The organism is Mycobacterium sp. MUNTM1 (genome assembly GCF_054660795.1).
Genome location: NZ_BAAGDE010000054.1, coordinates 20,746 through 43,779 on the forward strand (window position 1 = coordinate 20,746; position 23,034 = coordinate 43,779).

General features: G+C 69.7%; 21 protein-coding genes. 16 read left to right on the plus strand and 5 right to left on the minus strand.

The window, feature by feature from the left end; translation table 11 throughout:
- Positions 1-24 precede the first annotated feature (24 nt).
- Together ACYQ8K_RS24205 and ACYQ8K_RS24210 are read left to right on the plus strand one after the other, a co-directional pair.
- On the plus strand, positions 25-759 hold the full coding sequence (locus ACYQ8K_RS24205) for an Rv1815 family serine proteinase (RefSeq protein WP_459972998.1): 735 nt from the start codon (positions 25-27) through the stop codon (positions 757-759).
- Between the two features lie 76 nt (positions 760-835).
- Positions 836-1,567 carry a phosphodiesterase gene (locus ACYQ8K_RS24210; protein ID WP_459973000.1) on the plus strand — a complete coding sequence of 244 codons (732 nt, stop codon included), beginning with the start codon at positions 836-838 and terminating at the stop codon, positions 1,565-1,567.
- Here ACYQ8K_RS24210 and ACYQ8K_RS24215 read toward each other — a convergent pair.
- The 4 genes from ACYQ8K_RS24215 to ACYQ8K_RS24230 are packed head-to-tail and all read right to left on the minus strand — an operon-like array spanning position 1,545 to position 6,624.
- Complete coding sequence (locus tag ACYQ8K_RS24215) at positions 1,545-2,921, minus strand: TIGR01777 family oxidoreductase (protein ID WP_459973002.1); 1,377 nt, start codon at positions 2,919-2,921, stop codon at positions 1,545-1,547. The genes ACYQ8K_RS24210 and ACYQ8K_RS24215 overlap by 23 nt on opposite strands.
- Positions 2,922-2,943: 22 nt before the next feature.
- Entirely contained in the window at positions 2,944-4,188 is a 1,245-nt protein-coding gene (locus ACYQ8K_RS24220; RefSeq protein WP_459973033.1) for a glycosyltransferase family 4 protein, read from the minus strand.
- 13 nt (positions 4,189-4,201) lie between these two features.
- Positions 4,202-5,794, minus strand: a complete 1,593-nt coding sequence (locus ACYQ8K_RS24225; protein ID WP_459973003.1) for a 1,4-alpha-glucan branching protein domain-containing protein — start codon at positions 5,792-5,794, stop codon at positions 4,202-4,204.
- Positions 5,791-6,624, minus strand: a complete 834-nt coding sequence (locus tag ACYQ8K_RS24230) for a class I SAM-dependent methyltransferase (protein WP_459973005.1) — start codon at positions 6,622-6,624, stop codon at positions 5,791-5,793. The genes ACYQ8K_RS24225 and ACYQ8K_RS24230 overlap by 4 nt, the downstream gene beginning before the upstream one ends.
- A 227-nt stretch (positions 6,625-6,851) precedes the next feature.
- Between ACYQ8K_RS24230 and ACYQ8K_RS24235 the strand changes: the two genes are divergently transcribed.
- The 6 genes from ACYQ8K_RS24235 (at position 6,852) to mnmA (ending at position 12,844) form a co-directional block, all read left to right on the plus strand.
- Positions 6,852-7,643 carry an electron transfer flavoprotein subunit beta/FixA family protein gene (locus ACYQ8K_RS24235; protein WP_065027298.1) on the plus strand — a complete coding sequence of 264 codons (792 nt, stop codon included), beginning with the start codon at positions 6,852-6,854 and terminating at the stop codon, positions 7,641-7,643.
- A 34-nt stretch (positions 7,644-7,677) separates the two neighbouring features.
- Entirely contained in the window at positions 7,678-8,634 is a 957-nt protein-coding gene (locus ACYQ8K_RS24240; RefSeq protein ID WP_459973007.1) for an electron transfer flavoprotein subunit alpha/FixB family protein, read from the plus strand.
- Positions 8,635-8,801: 167 nt separating this feature from the next.
- Positions 8,802-9,647: a GNAT family N-acetyltransferase gene (locus tag ACYQ8K_RS24245; protein WP_459973008.1), complete on the plus strand. Its 846-nt coding sequence runs from the start codon at positions 8,802-8,804 to the stop codon at positions 9,645-9,647.
- Positions 9,644-10,546: a lysophospholipid acyltransferase family protein gene (locus ACYQ8K_RS24250; RefSeq protein ID WP_459973010.1), complete on the plus strand. Its 903-nt coding sequence runs from the start codon at positions 9,644-9,646 to the stop codon at positions 10,544-10,546. Before ACYQ8K_RS24245 ends, ACYQ8K_RS24250 begins: the two co-directional genes overlap by 4 nt.
- Before the next feature lie 33 nt (positions 10,547-10,579).
- Positions 10,580-11,767, plus strand: coding sequence for a cysteine desulfurase family protein (locus ACYQ8K_RS24255; protein WP_459973012.1), 1,188 nt, complete (start codon positions 10,580-10,582; stop codon positions 11,765-11,767).
- Positions 11,768-12,844 (plus strand): tRNA 2-thiouridine(34) synthase MnmA, encoded by a 1,077-nt coding sequence (gene mnmA, locus ACYQ8K_RS24260; RefSeq protein WP_459973014.1) that lies wholly within the window; start codon positions 11,768-11,770, stop codon positions 12,842-12,844.
- Between the two features lie 6 nt (positions 12,845-12,850).
- On the opposite strand, the gene ACYQ8K_RS24265 is transcribed toward mnmA, so the two are convergent.
- A complete protein-coding gene (locus ACYQ8K_RS24265; protein ID WP_459973015.1) occupies positions 12,851-13,495 on the minus strand; it encodes a sensor domain-containing protein in 645 nt (214 codons plus the stop codon).
- A 100-nt stretch (positions 13,496-13,595) separates the two neighbouring features.
- Here ACYQ8K_RS24265 and ACYQ8K_RS24270 point away from each other — a divergent pair, with 100 nt between their 5' ends.
- From ACYQ8K_RS24270 to ACYQ8K_RS24305, 8 genes are all read left to right on the plus strand, one after another.
- Complete coding sequence (locus tag ACYQ8K_RS24270) at positions 13,596-14,624, plus strand: uroporphyrinogen decarboxylase/cobalamine-independent methonine synthase family protein (protein WP_459973017.1); 1,029 nt, start codon at positions 13,596-13,598, stop codon at positions 14,622-14,624.
- A gap of 64 nt (positions 14,625-14,688) precedes the next feature.
- The gene (locus ACYQ8K_RS24275) at positions 14,689-15,171 is read left to right on the plus strand and encodes an SRPBCC family protein (protein ID WP_459973019.1); all 483 of its coding nucleotides are present in this window, start codon (positions 14,689-14,691) and stop codon (positions 15,169-15,171) included.
- Positions 15,168-15,491: an ArsR/SmtB family transcription factor gene (locus ACYQ8K_RS24280; RefSeq protein ID WP_459973021.1), complete on the plus strand. Its 324-nt coding sequence runs from the start codon at positions 15,168-15,170 to the stop codon at positions 15,489-15,491. Before ACYQ8K_RS24275 ends, ACYQ8K_RS24280 begins: the two co-directional genes overlap by 4 nt.
- Positions 15,492-15,534: 43 nt before the next feature.
- On the plus strand, positions 15,535-17,616 hold the full coding sequence (ligA, locus tag ACYQ8K_RS24285; protein WP_459973023.1) for an NAD-dependent DNA ligase LigA: 2,082 nt from the start codon (positions 15,535-15,537) through the stop codon (positions 17,614-17,616).
- A 3-nt stretch (positions 17,617-17,619) separates the two neighbouring features.
- Positions 17,620-18,732 (plus strand): cystathionine gamma-lyase, encoded by a 1,113-nt coding sequence (locus tag ACYQ8K_RS24290; RefSeq protein ID WP_459973025.1) that lies wholly within the window; start codon positions 17,620-17,622, stop codon positions 18,730-18,732.
- A gap of 60 nt (positions 18,733-18,792) precedes the next feature.
- A complete protein-coding gene (locus ACYQ8K_RS24295; RefSeq protein ID WP_459973035.1) occupies positions 18,793-19,401 on the plus strand; it encodes a TetR/AcrR family transcriptional regulator in 609 nt (202 codons plus the stop codon).
- A 167-nt stretch (positions 19,402-19,568) separates the two neighbouring features.
- Positions 19,569-20,015, plus strand: coding sequence for an MmpS family transport accessory protein (locus ACYQ8K_RS24300; RefSeq protein WP_459973027.1), 447 nt, complete (start codon positions 19,569-19,571; stop codon positions 20,013-20,015).
- Positions 20,012-22,945, plus strand: coding sequence for an MMPL/RND family transporter (locus ACYQ8K_RS24305; protein ID WP_459973029.1), 2,934 nt, complete (start codon positions 20,012-20,014; stop codon positions 22,943-22,945). Before ACYQ8K_RS24300 ends, ACYQ8K_RS24305 begins: the two co-directional genes overlap by 4 nt.
- Positions 22,946-23,034 lie beyond the last annotated feature (89 nt).

Below are 23,034 nucleotides of genomic sequence, written 5' to 3' on the forward strand. Positions count from 1 at the left end.
GGACGTGAGGGGTGATGCGCCCCAATGGAAGAGCTCGGACGCCGGTGGTGCAGGCTGGCGATCGCGTCCGCGGCCGCGACGATGTTCTTTTCCGCACCGGGCCAGGCCGTCGCCGACCCGGGCGCCACCGTGTTTCCCGGTATGGAAATCCGCCAAGGCAATACCGTCTGCATGGTGGGCCTGGTCGAGACGGGGCTGCGGGTCGCGCTGACCAGCGGCCAATGCGATGGCGGCCAGCCGGTGGTGACCGACCGTGACCGCAAACCGATCGGCAACGTGGTCCTCGGTCGCCGCCAGGTCGACGTGGATTCCACCGCGGACACGTCGATGCTGCCAGTGGAATACGAAGTCATCGCGATCGCGCCGGGGGTGACGCCCAGCGATGTGCTGCCGACGGGGCGTCATCTGGGCTCCGCGCCCGGTATGCGCGCCCAGACCGGGATGCCCGTGTGCCAGCTGCGCAGCGCGACCGGCCAGCGATGCGGCTCGGTCAGCTCGGTAGGCAACGGCCGCTTCGCCATCACCGACATGGCCTCCGACAGCCGGGACTTCGGCGGCCCCGTGTACACGTTGACCGACGACAACAATGCCGTGATCGTCGGACTGGTCGAGGGCACGTGGCGATCCTCGCCCCAGATCGAGTCGTGGCAGGCCGTCATGGCACAGGTCTACATCGACAGCCACACCTACAGCCCGCAGCAGCCCCCGCCCACTCTGCGAATGACTGGCTGGCGCACAAGCGGTTTTGCGTCACCGTAATTGCCACGTCCCGCGGCAGCCGCGGCGGTGTCGCACGCCCTGGTTTCCCCCGGCGCAGAATGGGAATCCGCCGCCGGTGAACGTTTTCGAAATTGTGGCGTTGCCCTTTCAGTGGGGTTCAGCGATCCGGGGCAAGCGGTTCTTCCATCCGACCGGGGTGCTGGCGGAGGGTTACATCGAACGCATTGCCCCTGCGGCACAGGGCTTGCCGATCGTATCCTCGGAAATTGTTGCGCGCGTGTCGAAGGCCACCGGCACGCCGGGCGCGCTGCCCGACTTCATCGGGCTCGCCTTCCGGCTGGCCAGCCCCCAGCCCGCGGACAAGCCCTGGGACATCCTGCTGGTCTCGTCCGGGTCGGGGGTACTGTCCCGCGCGCTGGCGCTACGGCCGGCCACCTCGTGGAACGGCCAGACCCTGACCACGCTGATGCCGCTGCACTATCAGGGCAACAATTGGTGGCTGCGGGCCCGGACCTCGAGCGAGATCGGCGGCCCGGGTCTGTCCCTGGACAGGGTCCGGTCGAAGCTCGAGCGCAGCAACATCGAGGTGACGCTCGACCAAGCTTGCGGCAGCGGCGATTTCACTCGCCTGGCCTGCGTCACGCTGACCACCGCGCTGGATCCCGACCGCGACCACGACGTGTCGTTCGACCCGGTGCTCAACACGGCGCCCGGCCTGAGCCTGCACCCCCGGTGGCTGGCCGATCTGCGCGCCCGGGCGTATCAGCACAGCCGCGACGGCAGAGATGCCGAGGCGATCACCCGGGATGTCACGGTGGGCCCGCTCACCGTTCGGCGGGTGCCGTGAAACTCGTGCGCCCCAACAGGTGACGCAGCGCCCCGTCGAGGCCCGGCCGGCGGAACCGGTGTCCGGCGGCGGCGAGCGCGGCGGGGGCCACGCGCTGGCTCGCGCACGCCAGTTCGCGGGCCCCCTGATCGCCCAACAGTAGCCGCGGGCCCAGCGACGGCACCGGCAGCACGGCCGGCCGGTGCAACACCCGCGCCAGGGTGGCCGTGTACTCGCTGTTGCGAACCGGTTGCGGCGCAACGGCGTTCACCGGGCCGGAGAGCGTGGCGTCCCAGAGCGCACGGTGGTAGACGTCCACCAGATCGTCGATCCCGATCCAGGACAGCCATTGCCGCCCGTCGCCGAGCCGGCCGCCGAGGCCCGCGCTGAACAGCGGGCGCATCAGCTTCAGCGTGCCGCCGGCCGGCGATTGCACGATGCCGGTGCGCACCTGCACCACCCGCACCCCGTCTTGCCGCGCGGGCGCGGTCGCCTGCTCCCAGTCGGCCACCACGTCGGCCAGGAATCCGTCGCCGCGATCGCTGTCCTCGGTCAGCGTGTCATCGCCGCGGTCGTATCCGTAGTAGCCGATCGCCGACGCCGAGATCAGCACCGCCGGCCGGGGACCGGTGCGACCCAGCAGTTCGGCCAGCCGCCGAGTGGGCCCAATCCTGCTCTCCCGGATGGCCTGCCGGTGTTCATCGGTGAACCGGCCGGCGATCGAGGCTCCTGCCAGATGGATCACCGCGTCGACCCCGTCGAACAGTCGCGGGTCGGGATCGTCGGTGTTCCAACGTCGCTCGTCGTCGCCGCGGGGCGCGTGCCGGACCAGCCGGATCACCCGATGGCCACCGGTGCGGAGGAAGGCGGTCAACGCCGAACCGACCAGACCCGAGGATCCGGTGACGGCGATCGTCGAGGGCCGCAGGCCGTTCTCGGCGGCCAGCCGGTGTGCGGCGAGATCGTCGGCCAGCTGTCGGTGCCGGTAGTCGAACATCGGCCGCAACAGCGCCCCGGGCACCGGGGTCTCGACCCGGTCGATCACCCTGGTCCGGTTGCCCCCGACATCCTCGAACTCGTGGGTATGCCTCCACCGCATGGCAATTCGCGCGGGCAGCGTGGCCAGCCCGTCGCCGCCGATGGCGTCCACGAAACGCCGCGGCGGGTCATAACCGTCGGGCTGATGGACGGCGACCCAGCGCAGGCCCCCGGGCAGCGCCAGCGTGGCCCGCCCGTCCCTCAGTGAGGCCGCCTCGGCGACCAGCCGCATCGGCTGCCACGGCGGCGAGAGCCGGGCGAACGCGCCAGGCCTGGCATGCCATTCGTAAACGTCGGTGATGGGAGCGTCCACGACGCTCGAATACTCCAGCCCCATCCCTGAAACGGTAGGGAGAGTGCTACCGGTCCGGCAAGGCGTGTTCGATGATGGGCAGCCGGGCCTGCGGCTGGCGCACGCCACGCTTGGCCGACAGGTACACCTGCGCGGTCTTGTCGGCCACCGTGTGCCAATCGAAATCCGAGGTGAGTCGCTCGCGGGCGGCGTGGGCGCGCTGCTGCGCGGCCTGCGGGTCGTCGAGCACGGTGCGCACCGCCGCGGCCAGCCGGGCCACGTCGCGCGGCGGGCACGACACCCCGGTCTGGCCGTTGATCACCGCCTCGCCCAGGCCGCCGATGTCCGAGGTCACCAGGGGAGTGCCGGCCGCGGCCGCCTCCAGCGCAACGATTCCGAACGGCTCGTAGTGGCTGGGCAGCACAGCGGCGTCGGCGCGGTGCAGCACGGCAAGCAGCTCGGCGTGTTCGAGGTGCCCGACGAACCGGATTGCCTTGAGCACCCGGTGTTTACGGGCCTGCTCGATCAGCCAGCCCTGCTGGGTGCCCTCACCGGCGATGGTCAGCGTGGTGCCGGGGTGGCTGCGCCTGATCCGCGGCAGCGCGGCGATGACGTCGTGCACACCCTTCTCGTATTCCAGCCGGCCCAGGTAGAGCAGTTCGGCGGGCCCGGTGCGGGGCCGACGCGCCGCGAACGGCCACCGCGCCGTCTCGATCCCGTTGCAGATCACCGTGATCTCGGCCAGGCCGGGACCGAACAGTTCGGTGATCTCGTCGGCCATCGACGCCGAACATGTGATCAGCGAGTCGGATTCACGCACTAGCCAGGATTCGACCGCGTGCACCTGGCGGCTGATCGCGCCGCTGACCCAGCCGGAATGCCGACCGGCTTCGGTGGCGTGGATCGTGGAAACGATTGGCGCATCGTAGAATTGGGCGAGGGCGATCGCCGGGTGGGCCACCAGCCAGTCGTGGGCGTGCACGACGTCGGGCCGCCACGCGCGGTTGGTCCCCGGCTTCGTCAGGGGCAGACCGGCGCGAATCATGGAGTGGCCCATTGCGAGTGTCCACGCCATCATGTCGGTGCCGAAGGTGAATTCGTGCGGATCCTGCGCCGCCGCGATCACCCGGACACCCTCACTGATGTGGTCGGTCGACGGATGGCTGCGGGGATCGGTTCCGGTGGGGCGGCGCGACAGCACGACGACGTCGTGACCCACGGCGGCCAGCGCGGTCGACAGGTGATGCACGTGCCGGCCGAGCCCGCCGATCACCACCGGCGGGTATTCCCACGACACCATCAGGATTTTCACGCCGCGGCCCGCCTCATCGGGGCAACCTGCGGGCATCGAGGGCGCCGAACAGTCCGTCGGCGCGGTTCCATCCCTCCGCCAGCCGCTGCGCGGCCTCGCGCCGGCCCGACGCCAGCGCGTCGGCGATTTCGCGGGTGGCGTGCGCATGAAGATGGGCGCGGTAGCGGGCGTAGTCGGTCGCCGAATCCTTGCTCACCATGAACGGCCAGTCGCTGGACACGGTGAGCAGCGTTTCGCGCAGGATCTGATCGGCGACGTGGTCGCGGGGGATGGGCCCGTCCAGCGAGGCGGTCTGGGACAGCGCCTTGTCGACGGTGCTCAGGGCCATGTCGACCACTTCGCTGTTCAGCGCGACCAGGTCGGCGACCTGGTCGCCCGCCCACACCTGCCAGTCCTTGCCCGAGCCCCACGAGCTGGGCGGCAGGGCCACCGGGTTGCCGACGAAGCCGTCGGCGATGGCGTCGTTCAGCGTGCCCACCCGCACGCCGGCCTCGGGCAGGGCGCGCAGCACCCGCTCCAGCCACGTCGGCCCCTCGTACCACCAGTGACCGAACAGCTCGGTGTCGAAGGCGGCGACCACGTGGGCGGGTCGCCCGATGCGTTCGGATTCCGCCAGCAGGCGGTTGCGGACCACGTCGACGAAGTCGGCGACGTGCATGTCGACCGCGTGATCGGCGCGCTCGGGGTCATACGGCGCCTTGTCCTGCGAGGACACGTTGCGCCCGGTGACCCGGGCCGGCTTGAGTCCGGTGAGGTGGTCATAGGTGTGGAAGTCGCGATACGCGGCGTGCCCGGGGTAGCCGGATTTCGGCGACCATACCCGGTAGCTGACCTGCAGATCGCGCCCGAAGGCCACCACGTCGGTGTCGCCGACGGGCCGGCCCAGCGCGGTGTCGCCGTGCAGCGACGGGCCGTCGACCATGAAATGGGTGACGCCGGCGGCCGCATAGTCGTGTTCCATGCCCGGCGCGTAGGCGCATTCGGGCGCCCAGATCCCGCCCGGGCCTCGCCCATTTCGCGCCCCTAGGCGGTGCGCGGCGTCGGCCAGGCCCTCGCGCAGCGCGAACTCGCGCAGCCGCGGCGCCAGCAGCGGTTGGAACGGGTGGGCCAGCGGGCCGCCGAGCAGCTCCACCGTGCCGGCGTCGAGCAGGCTGCGCAGCAGCGGGCTGCCTCCGTGTCGCCACAGGGTGGCGAAGTCGTCCAGCGCCCGCTGCGCCTCGGTGGACTCACGAATCCCCAAGGCGCGCAAGGCTTCCGGCGTGCATGATTGGTAGCCGGCCGACTTCGAGCGGGGCGCGGACCGCACGCTGGTGGCCTCCAGGCCGCGCAGCCGCCAGTTGGCCAGCCAGTGGTGCATGCCGTCCAGGCAGTACGGGTCGTCGAGTTGGGCGTTGACCACGGGCGTGACGCCCAGCGTGATCACGCCGCGGCGGTCCTCGCCGGCCAGCGTGCTCAGCACGCGCATCAGCGGCAGGTAGGCCGCCGCCCAGGATTGATACAGCCATTCCTCGCCGACCGGCCAGCGGCCGTGGTGGGCGAGCCAGGGCAGGTGGGTGTGCAAAACCAGGGTGAAGAGGCCCGGAATCCGGTTCTGCGCCGCGCTCACGGCGCTACCGCGATTGCGACCAGGTCGAGGCTGTCGTCGATGTGCTGTCCGGTGCCGGCACCCACGCTCGCCTCGACCAGGTCGAAGTCCCCGGTGGTGACCGCGGCGACGTCGGCCGCCAGTTCGGGCGGCCAGGGGGCCCCTTGGTCAGCGGCCAGTGCCCGCTCGATCTGCGCGTCGATGATCGAGCCGCCGTGCCGGGCATCCATTTCGCGAAGCCGCGGGCCGTGGAACAGGCCGCTGACCGAAATATCGGTAAATCCGCCGTCGAGGAGCAGCTGGGTCAGCTCGGCGGCGTTGAGCTCCCGGGTGTGGAAGGGGTTGATCGGGGTGTCGCGGCCCGGCGAGAAGGTGATCCGGTTAGGTGTCGACATCAGTAAAAGGCCTGACGGGCGCAGCACCCGGGCGCACTCGAGGACGAACTGTGTTTGGTCCCACAGGTGTTCGATCACCTGGAAGTTGACCACAATGTCCACCGACGCATCGGGCAGCGGCAGCTGTGCGAGGTTGGCCCGCATGACGTCCACCCGGGGGTAGCGGCTGCGGACGTGGGCCACCGCGACCTCGTCGTAATCCACCGCGACCACGCGGCGGGCGACACTGGCGATCAGGTCCGCGCCGTAGCCCTCGCCGCAGCCGGCCTCGAGCACGTCGGCGCCCACGCACCGCTCGGCAAGTCGCTGGTAGACGACCTCGTGGCGGCGGAACCAGTAGTTCTCGATGTCCAGACCCGGGATGGTGCGCTCGCCCGTCAGCATCATCGCCGCGTCACCCGCCGACGCGGTGTCGCCGGGGGCGTGCTGCGGGACGTCAGGGACCAGTGCGCTCATTGCATAGGCAGGCTAACGCGAAGTGTCGGATTCGCGAACCGGGGAGGCGGGGCCCCGCTTCTCACGCGGCGGACGGGCTGCGGGAACGTGCACTACGACCAGCTATGGTGTGAAGGCATACCGCACAAAGTTACCGGGTAGTAACACGGCTGTGCGTTGCGAAAAACGCGTACCGAGGTCTCGCAGTCGATCGCTGCGGACCCCTTCGAGGAGGACGAACCACACTCATGACGAACATCGTGGTCCTGATAAAGCAGGTCCCAGACACCTGGTCGGAGCGCAAGCTGTCTGACGGCGACTGGACGCTCGACCGCGAGGCTGCCGACGCGGTGCTGGACGAGATCAACGAGCGCGCCGTCGAAGAGGCCTTGCAGATCCGCGAGCGGGAGGGCGGCGAAGGCTCGGTGACGGTCTTGACCGCGGGCCCCGAGCGCGCTACCGAGGCCATCCGCAAGGCCCTGTCGATGGGCGCAGACAAGGCCGTCCACCTCAAGGACGACGGCCTGCACGGTTCCGACGTGGTCCAGACCGGCTGGGCGCTGGCGCGCGCGCTGGGCACCATCGAGGGCACCGAGCTGGTCATCGCCGGCAACGAGGCCACCGACGGAACCGGCGGCGCGGTGCCGGCCATCATCGCCGAGTACCTGGGCCTGCCGCAGCTGACCCACCTGCGCAAGCTCTCCATCGAGGGCGGCAAGGTCACCGGCGAGCGTGAGACCGACGACGGCGTCTTCAACCTGGAGGCGAGCCTGCCCGCGGTGGTCAGCGTCACCGAGAAGATCAACGAGCCGCGCTTCCCGTCCTTCAAGGGCATCATGGCCGCCAAGAAGAAAGAGGTCACGGTGCTGACCCTGGCGGAGATCGGCGTCGAGAGCGACGAGGTCGGCCTGGCCAACGCCGGTTCGTCCGTGCTGTCGTCGACGCCGAAGCCGCCGAAGACCGCGGGTGAGAAGGTCACCGACGAGGGCGAGGGCGGTAACGACGTCGCCAAGTACCTGGTTGCCCAGAAGATCATCTGACCCGATTCCCAAGACGAGAAGAGCGAGATAACCCATGGCTGAAGTTTTGGTGCTCGTCGAGCACGCCGAAGGAGCGGTGAAGAAGGTCACCGCCGAATTGATCACCGCCGCCCGCGCTTTGGGCGAGCCGTCCGCGGTCGTCGTCGGCGCCCCGGGCACGGCCGCCCCGCTGATCGACGGGCTGAAGGAGGCCGGCGCCGCCAAGGTCTACGTCGCCGAGTCCGACGATGTCGACAAGTACCTGATCACCCCGGTGGTCGACGTGCTGGCCGCGCTGGCCGAGTCGAACGCCCCGGCGGCCGTTTTGCTGGCCGCCAACGCCGACGGCAAGGAAATCGCCGGCCGGCTCGCGGCCCGGATCGGATCCGGCCTGCTGGTCGACGTGGTCGAGATCAAGGAAGGCCCCAAGGCCATCCACTCCATCTTCGGTGGTGCGTTCACCGTGGAGGCACAGGCCAACGGCGACACCCCGGTGATCACGCTGCGCGCCGGAGCCGTCGACGTCGAGCCGCAGGCCGGCGCCGGCGAAGAGGTCAAGGTCGAGGTCCCGGCGCCCGCCGAGAACGCCACCAAGATCACCGCCCGCGAGCCCGCGGTCGCCGGTGACCGTCCGGAACTGACCGAGGCCACCATCGTCGTCTCCGGCGGCCGCGGCGTCGGCAGCGCGGAGAACTTCAGCGTCGTCGAGGAGCTGGCGGACTCGCTGGGTGCGGCCGTCGGTGCGTCGCGCGCCGCCGTCGACTCCGGCTACTACCCGGGCCAGTTCCAGGTGGGCCAGACCGGCAAGACGGTCTCGCCGCAGCTGTACATCGCGCTGGGCATCTCCGGTGCCATCCAGCACCGCGCGGGCATGCAGACGTCCAAGACGATCATCGCGGTCAACAAGGACGAAGAGGCGCCCATCTTCGAGATCGCCGACTACGGCGTGGTGGGCGACCTGTTCAAGGTCGCTCCGCAGCTGACCGAGGCGATCAAGGCGCGCAAGGGCTGAGTCTCTCGGCCTAAAGCCCCCGGCACCGCGGTGCCGGGGGCTTTTGCGTGCGGGCGTGCCGACGGTTCGGGCCGCCCACTTTTTCGCGACAGTTCGTCATCTCACGTGCACCGACACGTCACAGCGTCGATGCCGACTAGCTCATCGACTACGCCACGTTGGGGGTCATGAGCATCGCTTCAGTCCTCATACCCAGCGACAAGCCGACCGGTACGGCCACCAGCTCGTCGGCCGCACCCCGCTACTCCCTGTTGCTGTCCACCGACCCGGCCATGATCGAGGCGGCGCAGCGACTCCGGTACGACGTGTTCACCAGCACGCCCGGCTTCGCACTGCCGGCGGCCGACCAGGACGGGCGGGACGTCGACAGGTTCGACGAGTTCTGCGACCACCTGCTGGTGCGCGATGACGACACCGGCGAACTGGTCGGCTGCTACCGCATGCTCGCGCCGGCGGGGGCCATCGCGGCCGGCGGGCTCTACACCGCCACCGAGTTCGACATCCACGCTCTCGACCCGCTGCGATCCTCCCTGGTGGAGATGGGACGCGCCGTGGTGCGCGACGGGCATCGCAACGGCGGCGTCGTCCTGTTGATGTGGGCGGGCATCCTGGCCTACCTGGACCGCTACGGCTACGACTATGTGACCGGGTGCGTGTCGGTGCCCATCGGCGGCGAATCCGAGGTTCCGGGCAGCCAGCTGCGCGGTGTCCGCGACTTCATCCTGAGCCGGCACGGGGCCCCGCCGGAATACCGTGTCTACCCGCACCGGCCAGTGGTGGTGGACGGGACGGCGATCGACGACATCGCGCCGCCCGCCCGGCCCTCGGTTCCGGCGCTGCTGCGCGGCTACCTGCGGCTGGGCGCCCAGGTGTGCGGCGAGCCCGCGCACGACCCGGACTTCGGCGTCGGCGATTTCTGCGTCCTGCTGGACAAGGCCCGCGCCGACACCCGATATCTCAAGCGACTCCGATCGGTCTCCGCGGCGTCGGAAATGGCGGGCGGCCAGCGATGAATGCCCCGGCGGGCACCGCGCACTCCTGGCTACCGCGCGCCTCGTGCGACGCCGAGTGCGTGGGTGCGGGCGACGTGGTGGCGTCGCGACCGCTGCTGACGAAGCTGCGGGTGACGCTTCGACTCATGCTGGCGCTGCTGCTGGCGCCGGGGCTGCCACTGCTGGCGGTGCCGGTGCCCGGGCGCACCCGCGTGCAGCGCATCTACTGCCGCTTGGTGCTGCGCTGCCTCGGTGTCCGAATCACCGTGACGGGCAACCCGATTCGCAACCTGAGCGGGGTGCTGGTGGTGAGCCCGCACATGTCCTGGCTCGACGTCTTCGCCATCGGTGCGGTGCTGCCCGGGTCGTTCGTCGCGCGGGCCGACATGTTCACCGGCCCGGCGACCGGGATCGTGGCCCGCATCCTGAAGATCATCCCGATCGAGCGGTCCAGCCTGCGGCGCCTGCCCGGCGTGGTGGACGCCGTCGCCCGTCGGCTGCGCGCCGGTCAGACGGTCGTCGCTTTCCCGGAGGGCACCACCTGGTGCGGTCTGGACGGTGACGATGCCGCCCGAGGAGCGGGCGGCGGAGGAGCCGGACCATCCCACCGAGGTCGCGGCGTCTTCTACCCGGCGATGTTCCAGGCCGCGATCGACGCCGCCCGCCCGGTGCAGCCGCTGCGGCTGACCTACCACCACGTGGACGGCAGCCCCTCGACGGTCCCGGCCTTCGTCGGCGACGAGACCCTGCTGAGCTCGATCCGCCGGCTGCTCGTCGTGCCGCGCACGCTGGCCCGGGTGCACGTGGAGTCTCTGCAGCTCCCCGGGACCGACCGGCGCGCCCTGGCCGGCCGGTGCCAGTCCGCGGTGGGTGCCGGAACCGCCCGGCGCGCTGGTCACGGGCACGTGCTGGTGGCCTGAGCAAACGGGCGGGCCGGTATCGTGGTTCGCGTCATGGTCTACCTGGATCACGCCGCCACCACCCCGATGCACCCCGCCGCCGTCGAGGCGATGACGGCTGTGCTGGGCACAGTCGGCAATGCGTCCTCGCTGCACACCAGCGGCCGCACCGCGCGGCGCCGCATCGAGGAATCCCGCGAGCTGATCGCCGAGAAGCTGGGCGCGCGCCCGTCGGAGGTCATCTTCACCGCCGGGGGCACCGAGAGCGACAACCTGGCCGTCAAGGGCATCTACTGGGCCCGCCGCGACGCCGAGCCGCGGCACCGGCGCATCGTCACCAGCGAGGTGGAACACCACGCGGTGCTGGACTCGGTGAACTGGCTCGTCGAACACGAGGGCGCCGAGGTCACCTGGCTTCCGACCGCCCCCGACGGGTCGGTGTCGGCGGCCGCGCTGCGCGAGGTGCTCACCCGCCACAGCGACGCCGATGACGTCGCTCTCGTGTCGGTGATGTGGGCCAACAACGAGGTCGGCACCGTGCAGCCGGCCGCCGAACTCGCCGCCGTCGCGGCCGAATTCGGCGTCCCGATGCACAGCGACGCCGTTCAGGCGGTGGGGCAGCTGCCGGTCGACTTCGCGGCCAGCGGTTTGTCGGCGATGAGCGTGACCGCGCACAAGTTCGGCGGCCCGCCCGCGGTGGGCGCGCTGCTGCTGCGCCGCGACGTCGCCTGCGTGCCGCTGGCGCACGGCGGCGGGCAGGAGCGCGACATCCGTTCGGGTACCGCCGATGTCGCCGGTGCGGTGGGAATGGCGGCGGCGGCCCGGATCTCGGTCGACGGGCTCGAGGTCAACAGCGCCCGGTTGCGGGCGTTGCGCGACCGGCTGGTCGACGGGGTGTTGGGCGGCATCGAGGACGTCACCCTTAACGGCGCCCGCGATCCGCTGCGCCTGCCGGGCAACGCGCACTTCACCTTCCGCGGCTGCGAGGGCGACGCTCTGCTGATGCTGTTGGACGCCAACGGAATCGAGTGCTCGACCGGATCGGCTTGCACCGCCGGTGTCGCGCAGCCCTCGCATGTGCTGATGGCGATGGGCGCCGACGCGACCAGCGCCCGCGGGTCTTTGCGACTCTCGCTGGGGCACACCAGCGTCGACGCAGACGTCGACGCGGTGCTGCGGGTTTTGCCCGGCGCGGTGGACCGCGCCCGTCGCGCCGCACTGGCCGCCGCGGGGGCGTCCTAAGTGAAAGTGCTTGCTGCCATGAGCGGTGGCGTCGACTCGTCGGTCGCCGCCGCCCGGATGGTCGACGCCGGCCACGACGTCGTCGGCGTGCACCTGGCGCTGTCCAGCGCACCGGGGACCCTGCGCACCGGCTCGCGGGGGTGCTGCTCGAAGGAAGACGCCTCCGACGCGCGCCGTGTCGCCGATGTGCTCGGAATCCCGTTTTACGTCTGGGATTTCGCGGACAGGTTCAAGGCGGACGTCATCGACGAATTCGTGTCGTCGTATGCGCGCGGCGAAACCCCCAACCCGTGCGTGGTGTGCAATCAGAAGATCAAGTTCTCGGCGCTGTCCGCCAAAGCCATTGCGCTCGGGTTCGACACGGTGGCCACCGGCCACTACGCCCGGCTCTCGAATGGCCGGCTGCGCCGCGCCGTCGATCACGACAAGGACCAGTCCTACGTGCTGGCCGTCCTGAGCGCCGGGCAGTTGCGCCACGCGGCGTTCCCGATCGGGGACACCCCCAAGCCGCAGATCCGGGCCGAGGCCGCCCGGCGCGGCCTGACCGTCGCGGAAAAGCCGGACAGCCATGACATCTGCTTCATCCCATCGGGCAACACCCGCGCCTTCCTGGGCGAGCGGATCGGGGTGCGCCGCGGTGCCGTGGTCAACGCCGACGGCACCGTGCTCGCCGAGCACGACGGCGTGCACGGTTTCACTGTCGGCCAGCGCAAGGGTCTCGGCATCGCCGGGCCGGGACCCGACGGCCGGCCGCGTTACGTGACCGCGATCGACGCGGAGACGTCGACCGTGCACGTGGGCGAGGCCGCCGACCTCGAGATACGCGAAATAGTCGGGCGGACACCGATTTTCACCTCGGGTGTCACGCCGACCGGCCCGGTGGAGTGCGCGGTGCAGGTGCGCGCGCACGGCGAAACGGCCGACGCGATAGCCGAACTGGTCGACGGCGAGCTCGTGGTGCGGCTGCGCGCGCCGATGCGCGGCGTGGCCCGCGGCCAGACGCTGGTGCTGTACCGGCCCGATCCCGAAGGCGACGAGGTGCTTGGCAGTGCCACCATCGCCGGCACCGCCCGCTGAACCGCGCTACCGCGGCATGTTCGCGGAGATGTTCGTCATCACGATGTCGGACACCGACTGCGCGAAGCCGCAGAAGGTGACCTCCAGCATGGCCACCGACAGGATCCGGTAGTCGCGGCCGCACCCGCCGGGCCGCAGGTGCAGCGAGGTGGCGTCGGCGTTCCAGTCGCCGACGTAGAGCTGGCCGCTCGAGCCGCTCGCGCAGTCGCCGACCGTGCCCACCAGGGCGCCGAAGGCGCGCCGGGCGGCGTCGGCGTCGCGGTAGGCTGCGGCGCCTTCGGAGATCAGTGCGCCGTCGGGTGGGTCCTGAAACGTCGTCTTGTGGAACGCCTCGAGGTCGCGCCCGAAGGTGGCGGTCTCGGCGTAGATGAACCGGCACTCGCGCGGCGCGGTATCGGCCAGCGCGTCGATGTCCACCGGGCTGGTGCCGTCCATCGACGGGATGATGCTCAGATGCTCACCGGCGCCGGTGATCGCGCGCATCCGCGACTGGTCCAGCAGGATCGTGTCGACGTCGACGCCCTGCACCACCCGGCGGTTGGCGCCGGACCCCGCCACGGCCGCGCCGTCCACCATCCGGGTGCAGGCCGCGACCAGCGCCACCACCGTGCACAACACCGGTAGCCACGCCGATCTCGCCGTCTGCGACACGTTTTCGCACCCCTCTGGCCGTTGAACCTACCCGCGCCGCGCCGCGGCTCACAGACCCCTGCCGACCGGCGGGTGGTGCGACGTCGAATACGGTTGCCCGGTGAGTGTTTTCGCCCATCCCTTCGCCAACGCCAGCGGTGTCGGATCGTGGCCCGGCATCGCCGCGCGCCGGGCCGCCGAAGTCGTGGTGGGTGAACTCGCGGGCGCGCTGGCGCACATCGTCGAGCTGCCGGCGCGCGGGGTGGGTGCTGACATGCTCGGCCGGGCCGGCGCGCTGCTGATCGACGTGGCCATCGACACGGTGCCGCGCGGCTACCGGCTCACCGCCCGGCCCGGTGCGGTCACCCGCCGCGCCGTCAGCCTGCTCGACGAGGACATGGACGCGCTGGAAGAGGCCTGGGAGGCCGCCGGCCTGCGCAACGACGGCCGGGTGGTGAAGGTGCAGGCGCCGGGCCCGATCACGCTGGCCGCCGAGATCGAGCTGTCCAACGGCCATCGGGCGATCACCGACCCCGGGGCGCTGCGCGACCTGGCGGCCTCGCTGGCCGAGGGCGTGTCCGCGCACCGCGCGGGGCTGGCGCGCCGGCTCGAGGCGGAGGTGGTGGTGCAGTTCGATGAGCCGTCGCTGCCCAAGGCGCTGGGCGGCGGGTTGAGCGGGGTGACCGCGCTGAGCCCGGTGGCCCCGCTCGACGCGGAGGTGGCCGCGGGCCTGCTCGACGCCTGCGCCACGACGGTGGGCGGCGAGGTGCTGCTGCACTGCTGCGCCCCCGACCTGCCATGGGACCTGTTGCAGCGCAGCGCCTTTCGAGGCGTCTCGGTGGATGCCGGCGCGCTGGGCGCCGCGGATCTGGACGGGGTTGCCGAGTTCGTGGAGTCCGGCCGCACCGTCGCGCTCGGGGTGGTCGCCCGCGACGCCCCGCCGCGCCGGCTGTCGGCGGAGGAGGTGGCCGCCGCGGTGGCCGCGGTGACCGACCGGCTCGGCTTCGCCCGTTCGGCGCTGCGCGACCGCATCGGCGTCACGCCCGCGTGTGGTCTGGCCGGTGCGACGCCGGAATGGGCGCGGACCGCGATCGGGCTGGCCCGCAAGGCGGCCGAGATGTTCGCTTCCGATCCCGACGCCATCGGATAGGCAACCGAAAGGTTGCGCTTTTGGCCGCACCGTGCTGAAGTGATAGGCAACCAGGAGGTTGCATATGAAGATCGAGAAGCACGTGGTGCTGCGCGCGCCGCTGGAGCGGGTGTGGCGGGCCATCAGCGACGCCGAGGAGTTCGGCCGCTGGTTCGGGGTGCGCTTCGACGGGCCGTTCGTCGCCGGGACGTCGGTGACCGCGGCGATCAGCCCGACCGTCGTCGACGGTGAGGTCGCCAAGCGCCAGGAGCCGCACGCCGGGGTGCGCAGCACCTGGCAGATCGTCGCCCTCGAGCCGCGGCGCCGGTTCGCCTACCGCTGGCATCCGTTCGCCGTCGACGCGGGGGTCGACTACGACCACGAGCCGACCACCCTGGTCGAGTTCACCCTGTCCGAGCGGCCCGACGGCGTGCTGCTGACCATTACCGAATCGGGTTTCGAGGCGATTCCCGAGGCGCGCCGCGGGGAAGCGTTCGAGGCCAACGGCGAGGGCTGGGCGATCCAGACCACGCTGGTGCGCAGGTACATCGAAGGCGTGCGGGTATGAACGTCGCCGTCGACGCGCCGCTCTTCGACGCGCTGGGCGATCCCAACCGGCTGCGCATCATCGTGCGGCTCTGCGATCAGGGCCCCAGTTCGACGTCGCAGGTCACCGGCGCCATCCCGGTCACCCGGCAAGCGGCCAGCAAGCACCTGCAGCTGCTGGAGTCCGTAGGACTGGTGAGCAGCAGCCGGCGGGGCCGCGAGCGGGTCTGGACGGTGCAGACCCAGCCGCTGGCGTCGGCCAGCGACTACCTGAGTCAGCTGTCCCGGCGGTGGGACGCCGCGGTGCATCGGTTGCGGGCCTTCGTGGAGGACGAGGACTGAGCGCGCCCGGTTTCGCGTCGGTGTCCTCGGATAGCCTGCCAAGGTGAGCGCAGCAGAACCTGATTCGGTATCGCCCGAGGTTCGCCGGCAGTGGCAGGACCTCGCCGAAGAGGTCCGTGAGCACCAGTTCCGCTACTACATCAAGGACGCCCCGATCATCTCGGACGCGGACTTCGACGCGATGTTCAACGAGCTTCTCGCGCTGGAGGAGCGCCACCCCGAGCTGCGGGTGGCCGATTCCCCGACCCAGCTGGTCGGCGGGGCGGGTTTTGCCACCGAGTTCGGCGAGGCCCAGCACCTGGAACGGATGCTGAGCCTGGACGATGTCTTCGACCGCGACGAGCTGGTGGCCTGGAGCAACCGCGTCGAGACCGAGGTCGGCAAGGAGCCGTACTACCTGTGCGAACTCAAGATCGACGGGGTCGCCCTGGCGCTGGTGTACCGCGACGGCCGGCTGGAACGCGCCGCGACCCGCGGCGACGGCCGGGTCGGGGAGGACGTGACGCTCAACGCGCGCACCATCGACGACGTCCCCGAGCGGCTGTCCGCCAGCAAGGACTTCCCGGTTCCCGCGCTGCTCGAGGTGCGTGGCGAGGCGTTCTTCCTGCTCTCCGATTTCGAAGCGCTCAACGCCAGCCTGGTCGAAGACGGCAAGGCGCCGTTCGCCAACCCGCGCAACAGCGCCGCGGGCTCGCTGCGCCAGAAGAATCCCGCCGTCACCGCCCGGCGCAAGCTGCGGATGATCTGCCACGGCATCGGCCGCACCGAGGGATTCGCACCGAAAACCCAGCACGAGGCCTACACCGCGCTGAACGCCTGGGGGCTGCCGGTGGCCGAACAGACCGCGCGGGTGCGCGGCCTCGCCGCGGTGGAGGAACGGATCGGCTACTGGGGTGAGCACCGCTACGACCTCGAGCACGAAATCGACGGCGTGGTGGTCAAAGTCGACGACGTCGCGTTGCAGCGCCGCCTCGGGACCACCTCCCGCGCGCCGCGCTGGGCCGTCGCCTACAAGTACCCGCCGCAGGAGGCGCAGACCAAGCTGCTCGACATCCGCGTCAACGTCGGGCGCACCGGACGCGTCACCCCGTTCGCCTTCATGACCCCGGTGAAGGTGGCCGGGTCGACCGTGGGGCTGGCCACGCTGCACAACGCCGCCGAGGTGAAACGCAAGGGCGTGCTGATCGGCGACACCGTGATGATCCGCAAAGCCGGCGACGTGATCCCGGAGGTGCTCGGCCCCGTCGTCGACCTGCGCGACGGTTCCGAACGCGAATTCGTCATGCCCACCGCGTGTCCCGAGTGCGGCACCACGTTGGCGCCGGCCAAGGAGGGCGACGCCGACATCCGCTGCCCGAATGCCGGGTCGTGTCCGGCGCAGTTGCGGGAGCGCGTGTTTCACGTCGCCGGTCGCGGCGCGTTCGACATCGAGGGACTCGGTTACGAAGCGGCCATCGCGCTGCTCAAGGCCGGGGTGATCGCCGACGAGGGCGACCTTTTCACGCTCACCGAGGACGACCTGTTGCGCACCGAGTTGTTCCGGACGAAGGCCGGCGCCCTGTCCGCCAACGGCAAGCGGCTGTTGGACAACCTGGACAAGGCCAAGAAGGTGGCGCTGTGGCGTGTCCTGGTGGCGCTGTCGATCCGGCACGTCGGGCCGACGGCCGCACGCGCTCTGGCGACCGAGTTCGGCGACCTGGACTCGATCATGTCGGCGTCGACCGAGCGGCTGGCCGCGGTGGAAGGCGTCGGTCCGACGATCGCGGCGGCGCTCACCGAATGGTTCACCGTCGACTGGCATCGCGCGATCGTCGACAAGTGGCGCGCGGCCGGCGTGCGGATGGCCGACGAGCGCGACACCAGCGTGCCGCGCACGCTGGAGGGGCTGACGGTGGTGGTCACCGGGTCGCTCAGCGGCTTTTCCCGCGACGACGCCAAGGAGGCGATCCTGACGCGCGGGGGCAAGGCCGCCGGCTCGGTGTCGAAGAAGACCGACTACGTCGTGGCCGGGGATTCGCCGGGGTCCAAGTACGACAAGGCGATCGAGCTGGGGGTGCCCGTTCTCGACGAGGACGGCTTCCGCAAGCTGCTCGCCGAGGGCCCGTCCGAAGCCCCGGCGGACTGAGCGATGAGCAATCGGTACGGTGATTCCACACGCAGCCTGAAAGCCGTTGATTCTCAAGCCATTCCGGGTCAACCGGTGGCGCCGCAAGCGGTGCTCGCCGCCACCTATCACCTGGACGCCGATGAAACCAGTTCCTTGGACAACTACGGGCGCAGCTCGAATCCGACCTGGCGGCAACTGGAGTCGGCGCTCGCCGAGCTGGAGGAAGCCACCGACGCGCGGGTGTTCGGTTCGGGCATGGCGGCCATCGCCGCCGTGTTGCGGGCGCTGGCGACGCCCGGATCGACGGTGGTGGTGCCGGCCGACGGCTACTACCAGGTGCGCCGCTACGCCCGCGAAGACCTGGTGCTCGCCGGTGTGACGGTCGTCGAGGCGTCGAGCGCCCAGATCTACGACGCCGCCGCGCACGCCGACGTGGTGCTCGCCGAGACGCCGACCAACCCGGCGTTGGACGTGATCGATGTGCACCGGCTGGCCGGCATCTGCCGGGACCGCAACGCGCGCTTGGTCGTCGACAACACCGCCGCCACACCCCTGGGCCAGCAGCCGCTGTCGTTGGGCGCCGACGCGGTGGTGGCCAGCGCGACCAAGGCCCTGTCCGGTCACGGCGACCTGCTGGCCGGCTACGTCGCCACCAGCCGGCCCGAGCTGCTGGCCGCGGTGGAGCGACACCGGCTGCTCACCGGCGCGATCCTGGGCGGGTTCGAGGCGTGGCTTCTGTTGCGCAGCATGGCAACTGCCGGACTGCGCTTCGAACGGCAATGCCAGAACGCGCGGGCGTTGGCGATCATGCTGGCCGGCCACCCGGCGGTGCGGTCGGTGCGCTACCCGGGATTGGTCGACGACCCGGCGCATCCGGTGGCCATGGCCCAGATGCGCCGATTCGGGGCGCTGGTCTCCGTCGAACTGGCCGATGCGGGCGCGGTACACGCGCTGGTGGACCGCAGCGAACTGCTGATCGCCTCCACCAGTTTCGGGGGCCTGCACACTTCCGTGGACCGCCGGGCCCGCTGGGGAGATCCGGTCGCCGACGGATTCGCGCGCATCTCGCTGGGCATCGAAGACACCGACGACCTGCTCGCCGACATCGAACGCGCGCTGATGTTCGCCCGCTGACGGGTTGACATTCGTGGGGCCGACTGCGCCGAAAGTGGTCCGCATTGCCCGAGCGGCTCTATCGTGGGCTCTATGACCCAGACGGCCGACCGGTGCGAGCACGCGTCGCCGTGGTCGCCGCGCGAGGCCGAGATACTGGCCGTGACCCTGGCGCTGCTGCAGGAACACGGCTACGACCAGCTGACGGTGGACGCGGTGGCCAACGCCGCGCGCGCCAGCAAGGCCACGGTCTACCGGCGCTGGCCCTCCAAAGCCGAACTGGTGCTGGCCGCCTTCATCGAAGGCGTCCGCCAGGTGGCGGTCCCGCCCGATACCGGCACGTTGCGCGGCGACCTGCTCAGCCTGGGGGAGACGATTTGCCGCGAGGCCGGGCAGCACGCCAGCACCATCCGGGCGGTGATGTTTGAGGTCTCGCGCCACCCCGCGCTCAACGACGCCATGCAGCACCAATTCCTCGAGCAGCGCAAAGCCCTCATCCAGCACGTGCTGCATCAGGCCGTCGATCGGGGCGAGATCACCGAAGGCGTCATCACCGACGAACTCTGGGACCTGCTGCCCGGCTACCTCATCTTTCGGTCGATCTTGCCCGGTCGCCCCCCCACTCGACGCACCGTGGAAGCGTTCGTCGATGGGTTCCTCATCCCCGGCCTGACCAGGTCGGCGGAGTAAGACGCCGCATGCCAGCGCCGGCGCCCGCCGGAAAATATGTACGCGCGCGTCTCTTGTACAGTACGGTCCCGTACCGTACTGTCATAGCTGTCGATCACACTCACGGTGTTGGCGGCCGTGTTTGGCTTGCGTGGAATCGTGTCGCCCGAACTTCGAAAGGCTAACGGGTGAAAGGCTTTTCGATCGCGCCCCTGGTGAAGCGGGGGTGGATGGTGCTCGTCGCCGTGGTGGTCGTCGTCCTCGCCGGATTCGGAATCTATCGCCTGCACGGAATCTTGTGGTCGCACAGCAGCACGTCGGCCAACAGCGGCCTGTCCAACGAGATCGTCCCCTTCAACCCGAAGCAGGTCGTGCTCGAGGTTTTCGGTGCACCGGGCGCGACCGCGACCATCAACTACCTCGACGTCAACGCCCAGCCGCAGCAGGTCAAGGACGCGCCCCTGCCGTGGTCGTTCACCATCACCACGACCGAGCCCGCGGTGATCGGCAACGTCGTCGCGCAGGGCAACGGGGACACCCTGGGCTGCCGCATCACTGTCAACGGAGAAGTGAAAGACCAACGCACCGTCAACAAAGTCGACGCCTACACCTTCTGTCTGGATAAATCTGGATGAGCAACGATCAACAGCCGCGACCGTTCGTGCCGCGCACCATCCGCCGGCTCGCGTTGCCGATCCTGCTGTTCTGGGTCGCGCTCGCCGCCTTCACCAACATCGCGGTGCCGCAACTGGAAGACGTGGGCAAGACCCACAACGTGGCGCTGAACTCGCCAGATGCGCCGTCGCTCAAGGCGGTCAAGCGCATCGGCGAGAAGTTCGGAGAATTCGACACCGACAGCTCGGCGATGATCGTTCTGGAAGGCGACAAGCCGCTGGGCGCCGACGCCCACCGCTTCTACGACGAGATGGTCCGCAGGATCGAGCAGGACCACAAACACGTCCAGCATGTCCAGGATTACTGGGGTGACACCCTGACCGCGGCGGGATCGCAGAGCAGCGACGGCAAGGCCGCCTACGTGCAGGTGAACCTCGCCGGCAATCAAGGCTCGGCGTTGGCCAACGAGGGCGTCGGGGCGTTGCGCGACATCATCGAGCGCATGAAGCCGCCGCCCGGCGTCAAGACCTATGTCACCGGTGCGGCGCCGCTGATCTCCGATCAGTTCGACGTCGGCAGCAAGGGCACCGCGAAGGTCACCGGGATCACCATCGGGGTGATCGCCCTGATGCTGTTCTTCGTGTACCGCTCGGTGCTCACCACGCTGCTGGTGCTCGCCACGGTGCTCATCGAAATGTCGGCCGCCCGAGGCCTTGTCGCGCTCCTGGGTAATGCCGGCGTGATCGGCTTGTCGACCTACGCGACGAATCTGCTGACGCTGTTGGTGATCGCGGCCGGAACGGACTACGCGATATTCTTCGTCGGCCGCTACCAGGAGGCGCGCGGCACCGGTGAGGATCGCGAAAAGGCCTTCTACACGATGTATCACGGCACGACGCACATCGTGTTGGGCTCCGGGCTCACCGTGGCCGGCGCGGTGGCCTGCCTGAGTTTCACCCGATTGCCGTACTTCCAAAGTCTGGGCATACCAGCCGCATTGGGCATCCTGGTCGCGCTGTTCGCCGCGCTCACCCTGGGGCCGGCGATCCTCACCCTGGGTGCCATGGTGGGGATCTTCGACCCCAAGCGGGCGATACGAACCCGCGGTTGGCGGCGCATCGGCACCGCCATCGTCCGCTGGCCCGGCGCCGTGCTCGCGGCGGCGTGCGCGCTGGCCCTGGTCGGCCTGATCGCCCTGCCCGGCTACAAGACGAGTTACGACACCCGCCCCTACATGCCGGCCAGCGCGCCGGCCAACGTCGGCTACACCGCCGCCGAGAAGCACTTCTCGCGGGCCCGGCTGGAGCCCGAGCTGCTGATGGTCGAAACCGATCACGACATGCGTAACCCGGAGAGCATGCTCGTATTGGACAAAGTGGCCAAGGCGGTGTTCCACGTTCCCGGGGTCGCGCAGGTGCAGACCATCACCCGGCCCTTGGGCACCCCGCTCGTGCACAGTTCGCTCGCGTTCGTCGTCAGCAATTCCAGTGCGGCGCAGCAGCAGAACCTGACCTACCAACAGGATCGGGCCAACGACGCCCTCAAGCAGGCCAACGAACTGACCAAGACCATCAACATCCTCAAGCAGCAGTACACGCTGCAGCAGCAGCTCGCCGGCACCACCCACGACGAGACGGTGAACTTTCACGACACGCTCGCCACGATCCAGGATCTGCGTGACAAGATCGCGAACTTCGACGACTTCTTCCGGCCGGTGCGCAGCTACTTCTATTGGGAGAAGCACTGTTACGACATTCCCGTGTGCTTCGCGTTCCGATCGCTGTTCGACGCCCTCGACGGCATCGACCAGCTCACCGAGAAGTTCGAGAACCTCACGGCCTCGCTCGACAAGCTCGACGCGCTGCAGCCCAAGCTGACGGCGTTGATCCCGCCGCAGATCCAGAGCCAGCAGACCAATCGCGATCTGACGCTGGCGAATTACGCCACGCTGTCCGGAATCTACGCGCAGACCGCGGCTGCGATCGACAACGCGACGGCGTTGGGGCGCGCCTTCGACGCGGCCAAGAACGACGACACCTTCTACCTGCCACCCGAGGTATTCAACAACCCCGACTTCAAGCGCGGGCTGAAACTGTTCCTTTCGCCGGACGGCAAGGCCGCCAGGATGATCGTCACGCATGAAGGCGATCCCGCGACGCCCGAGGGCATTTCGCACATCGATCCGATCACGAAGGCCGCGCACGAGGCCCTGAAGGGCACCCCCATGGCCGGTGCGGGCATCTACGTGGGCGGGACCGCGGCGACGTACAAGGACATCCAGGATGGCGCCAAGTACGACCTGATGATCGTGGCGTTCGCCGCGCTGAGCCTGATCCTGCTGATCATGATGATCATCACGCGCAGCCTGATCGCGGCGCTGGTGATCGTCGGCACGGTGGCCCTGTCGCTGGGGGCCTCGTTCGGGCTGTCAGTCCTGGTGTGGCAGTACATGTTCGGCATCCAGCTGTACTGGGTCGTGCTCGCGCTGGCGGTGATCCTGTTGCTGGCGGTCGGATCCGACTACAACCTGCTGTTGATCTCCCGTTTCAAGGAGGAGATCCATGCCGGGCTGAACACCGGCATCATCCGGGCGATGGCCGGCTCCGGTTCCGTCGTCACCTCGGCCGGCATCGTTTTCGCCGTCACCATGTGTGCGTTCGTGTTCAGTGGTTTTCAGGTGCTCGGCCAGATCGGGACGACGATCGGACTCGGCCTGTTGTTCGACACGCTCATCGTTCGCTCGTTCATGACGCCTTCTGTCGCAAGGCTTCTCGGGCGCTGGTTCTGGTGGCCGCAGCGGGTGCGCCCGCGCCCGGCCAGCACGATGCTGCGGCCCTACGGTCCGCGCCCCGCGGTTCGTCAACTGCTGCTGTGGGAGGACGACGACCCGGTGGCGATGTCGGGGTCGGGGTCCGCATCGATGGCCGGATCGACCGCGCAGACGCCCTAGCTGTAACTCTTTGACAGGTTGTGAACGGCGTGGTGAGCGGAAGTAGGTGAGGACCTCCGGTATCGGTGTGGTTACCACACACACCCCGA

Excerpts from the sequence above, each read along its gene's own strand:
- ACYQ8K_RS24280 (WP_459973021.1), top strand. The coding sequence starts at position 15,168 with ATGAACGTCGCCGTCGACGCGCCGCTCTTCGACGCGCTGGGCGATCCC.
- ACYQ8K_RS24215 (WP_459973002.1), bottom strand. The coding sequence starts at position 2,921 with ATGGGGCTGGAGTATTCGAGCGTCGTGGACGCTCCCATCACCGACGTT.
- ACYQ8K_RS24245 (WP_459973008.1), top strand. The coding sequence starts at position 8,802 with ATGAGCATCGCTTCAGTCCTCATACCCAGCGACAAGCCGACCGGTACG.
- ACYQ8K_RS24205 (WP_459972998.1), top strand. The coding sequence starts at position 25 with ATGGAAGAGCTCGGACGCCGGTGGTGCAGGCTGGCGATCGCGTCCGCG.
- ACYQ8K_RS24230 (WP_459973005.1), bottom strand. The coding sequence starts at position 6,624 with ATGAGCGCACTGGTCCCTGACGTCCCGCAGCACGCCCCCGGCGACACC.
- ACYQ8K_RS24255 (WP_459973012.1), top strand. The coding sequence starts at position 10,580 with ATGGTCTACCTGGATCACGCCGCCACCACCCCGATGCACCCCGCCGCC.
- ACYQ8K_RS24305 (WP_459973029.1), top strand. The coding sequence starts at position 20,012 with ATGAGCAACGATCAACAGCCGCGACCGTTCGTGCCGCGCACCATCCGC.
- ACYQ8K_RS24240 (WP_459973007.1), top strand. The coding sequence starts at position 7,678 with ATGGCTGAAGTTTTGGTGCTCGTCGAGCACGCCGAAGGAGCGGTGAAG.
- ACYQ8K_RS24290 (WP_459973025.1), top strand. The coding sequence starts at position 17,620 with ATGAGCAATCGGTACGGTGATTCCACACGCAGCCTGAAAGCCGTTGAT.
- ACYQ8K_RS24250 (WP_459973010.1), top strand. The coding sequence starts at position 9,644 with ATGAATGCCCCGGCGGGCACCGCGCACTCCTGGCTACCGCGCGCCTCG.
- ACYQ8K_RS24275 (WP_459973019.1), top strand. The coding sequence starts at position 14,689 with ATGAAGATCGAGAAGCACGTGGTGCTGCGCGCGCCGCTGGAGCGGGTG.
- ACYQ8K_RS24235 (WP_065027298.1), top strand. The coding sequence starts at position 6,852 with ATGACGAACATCGTGGTCCTGATAAAGCAGGTCCCAGACACCTGGTCG.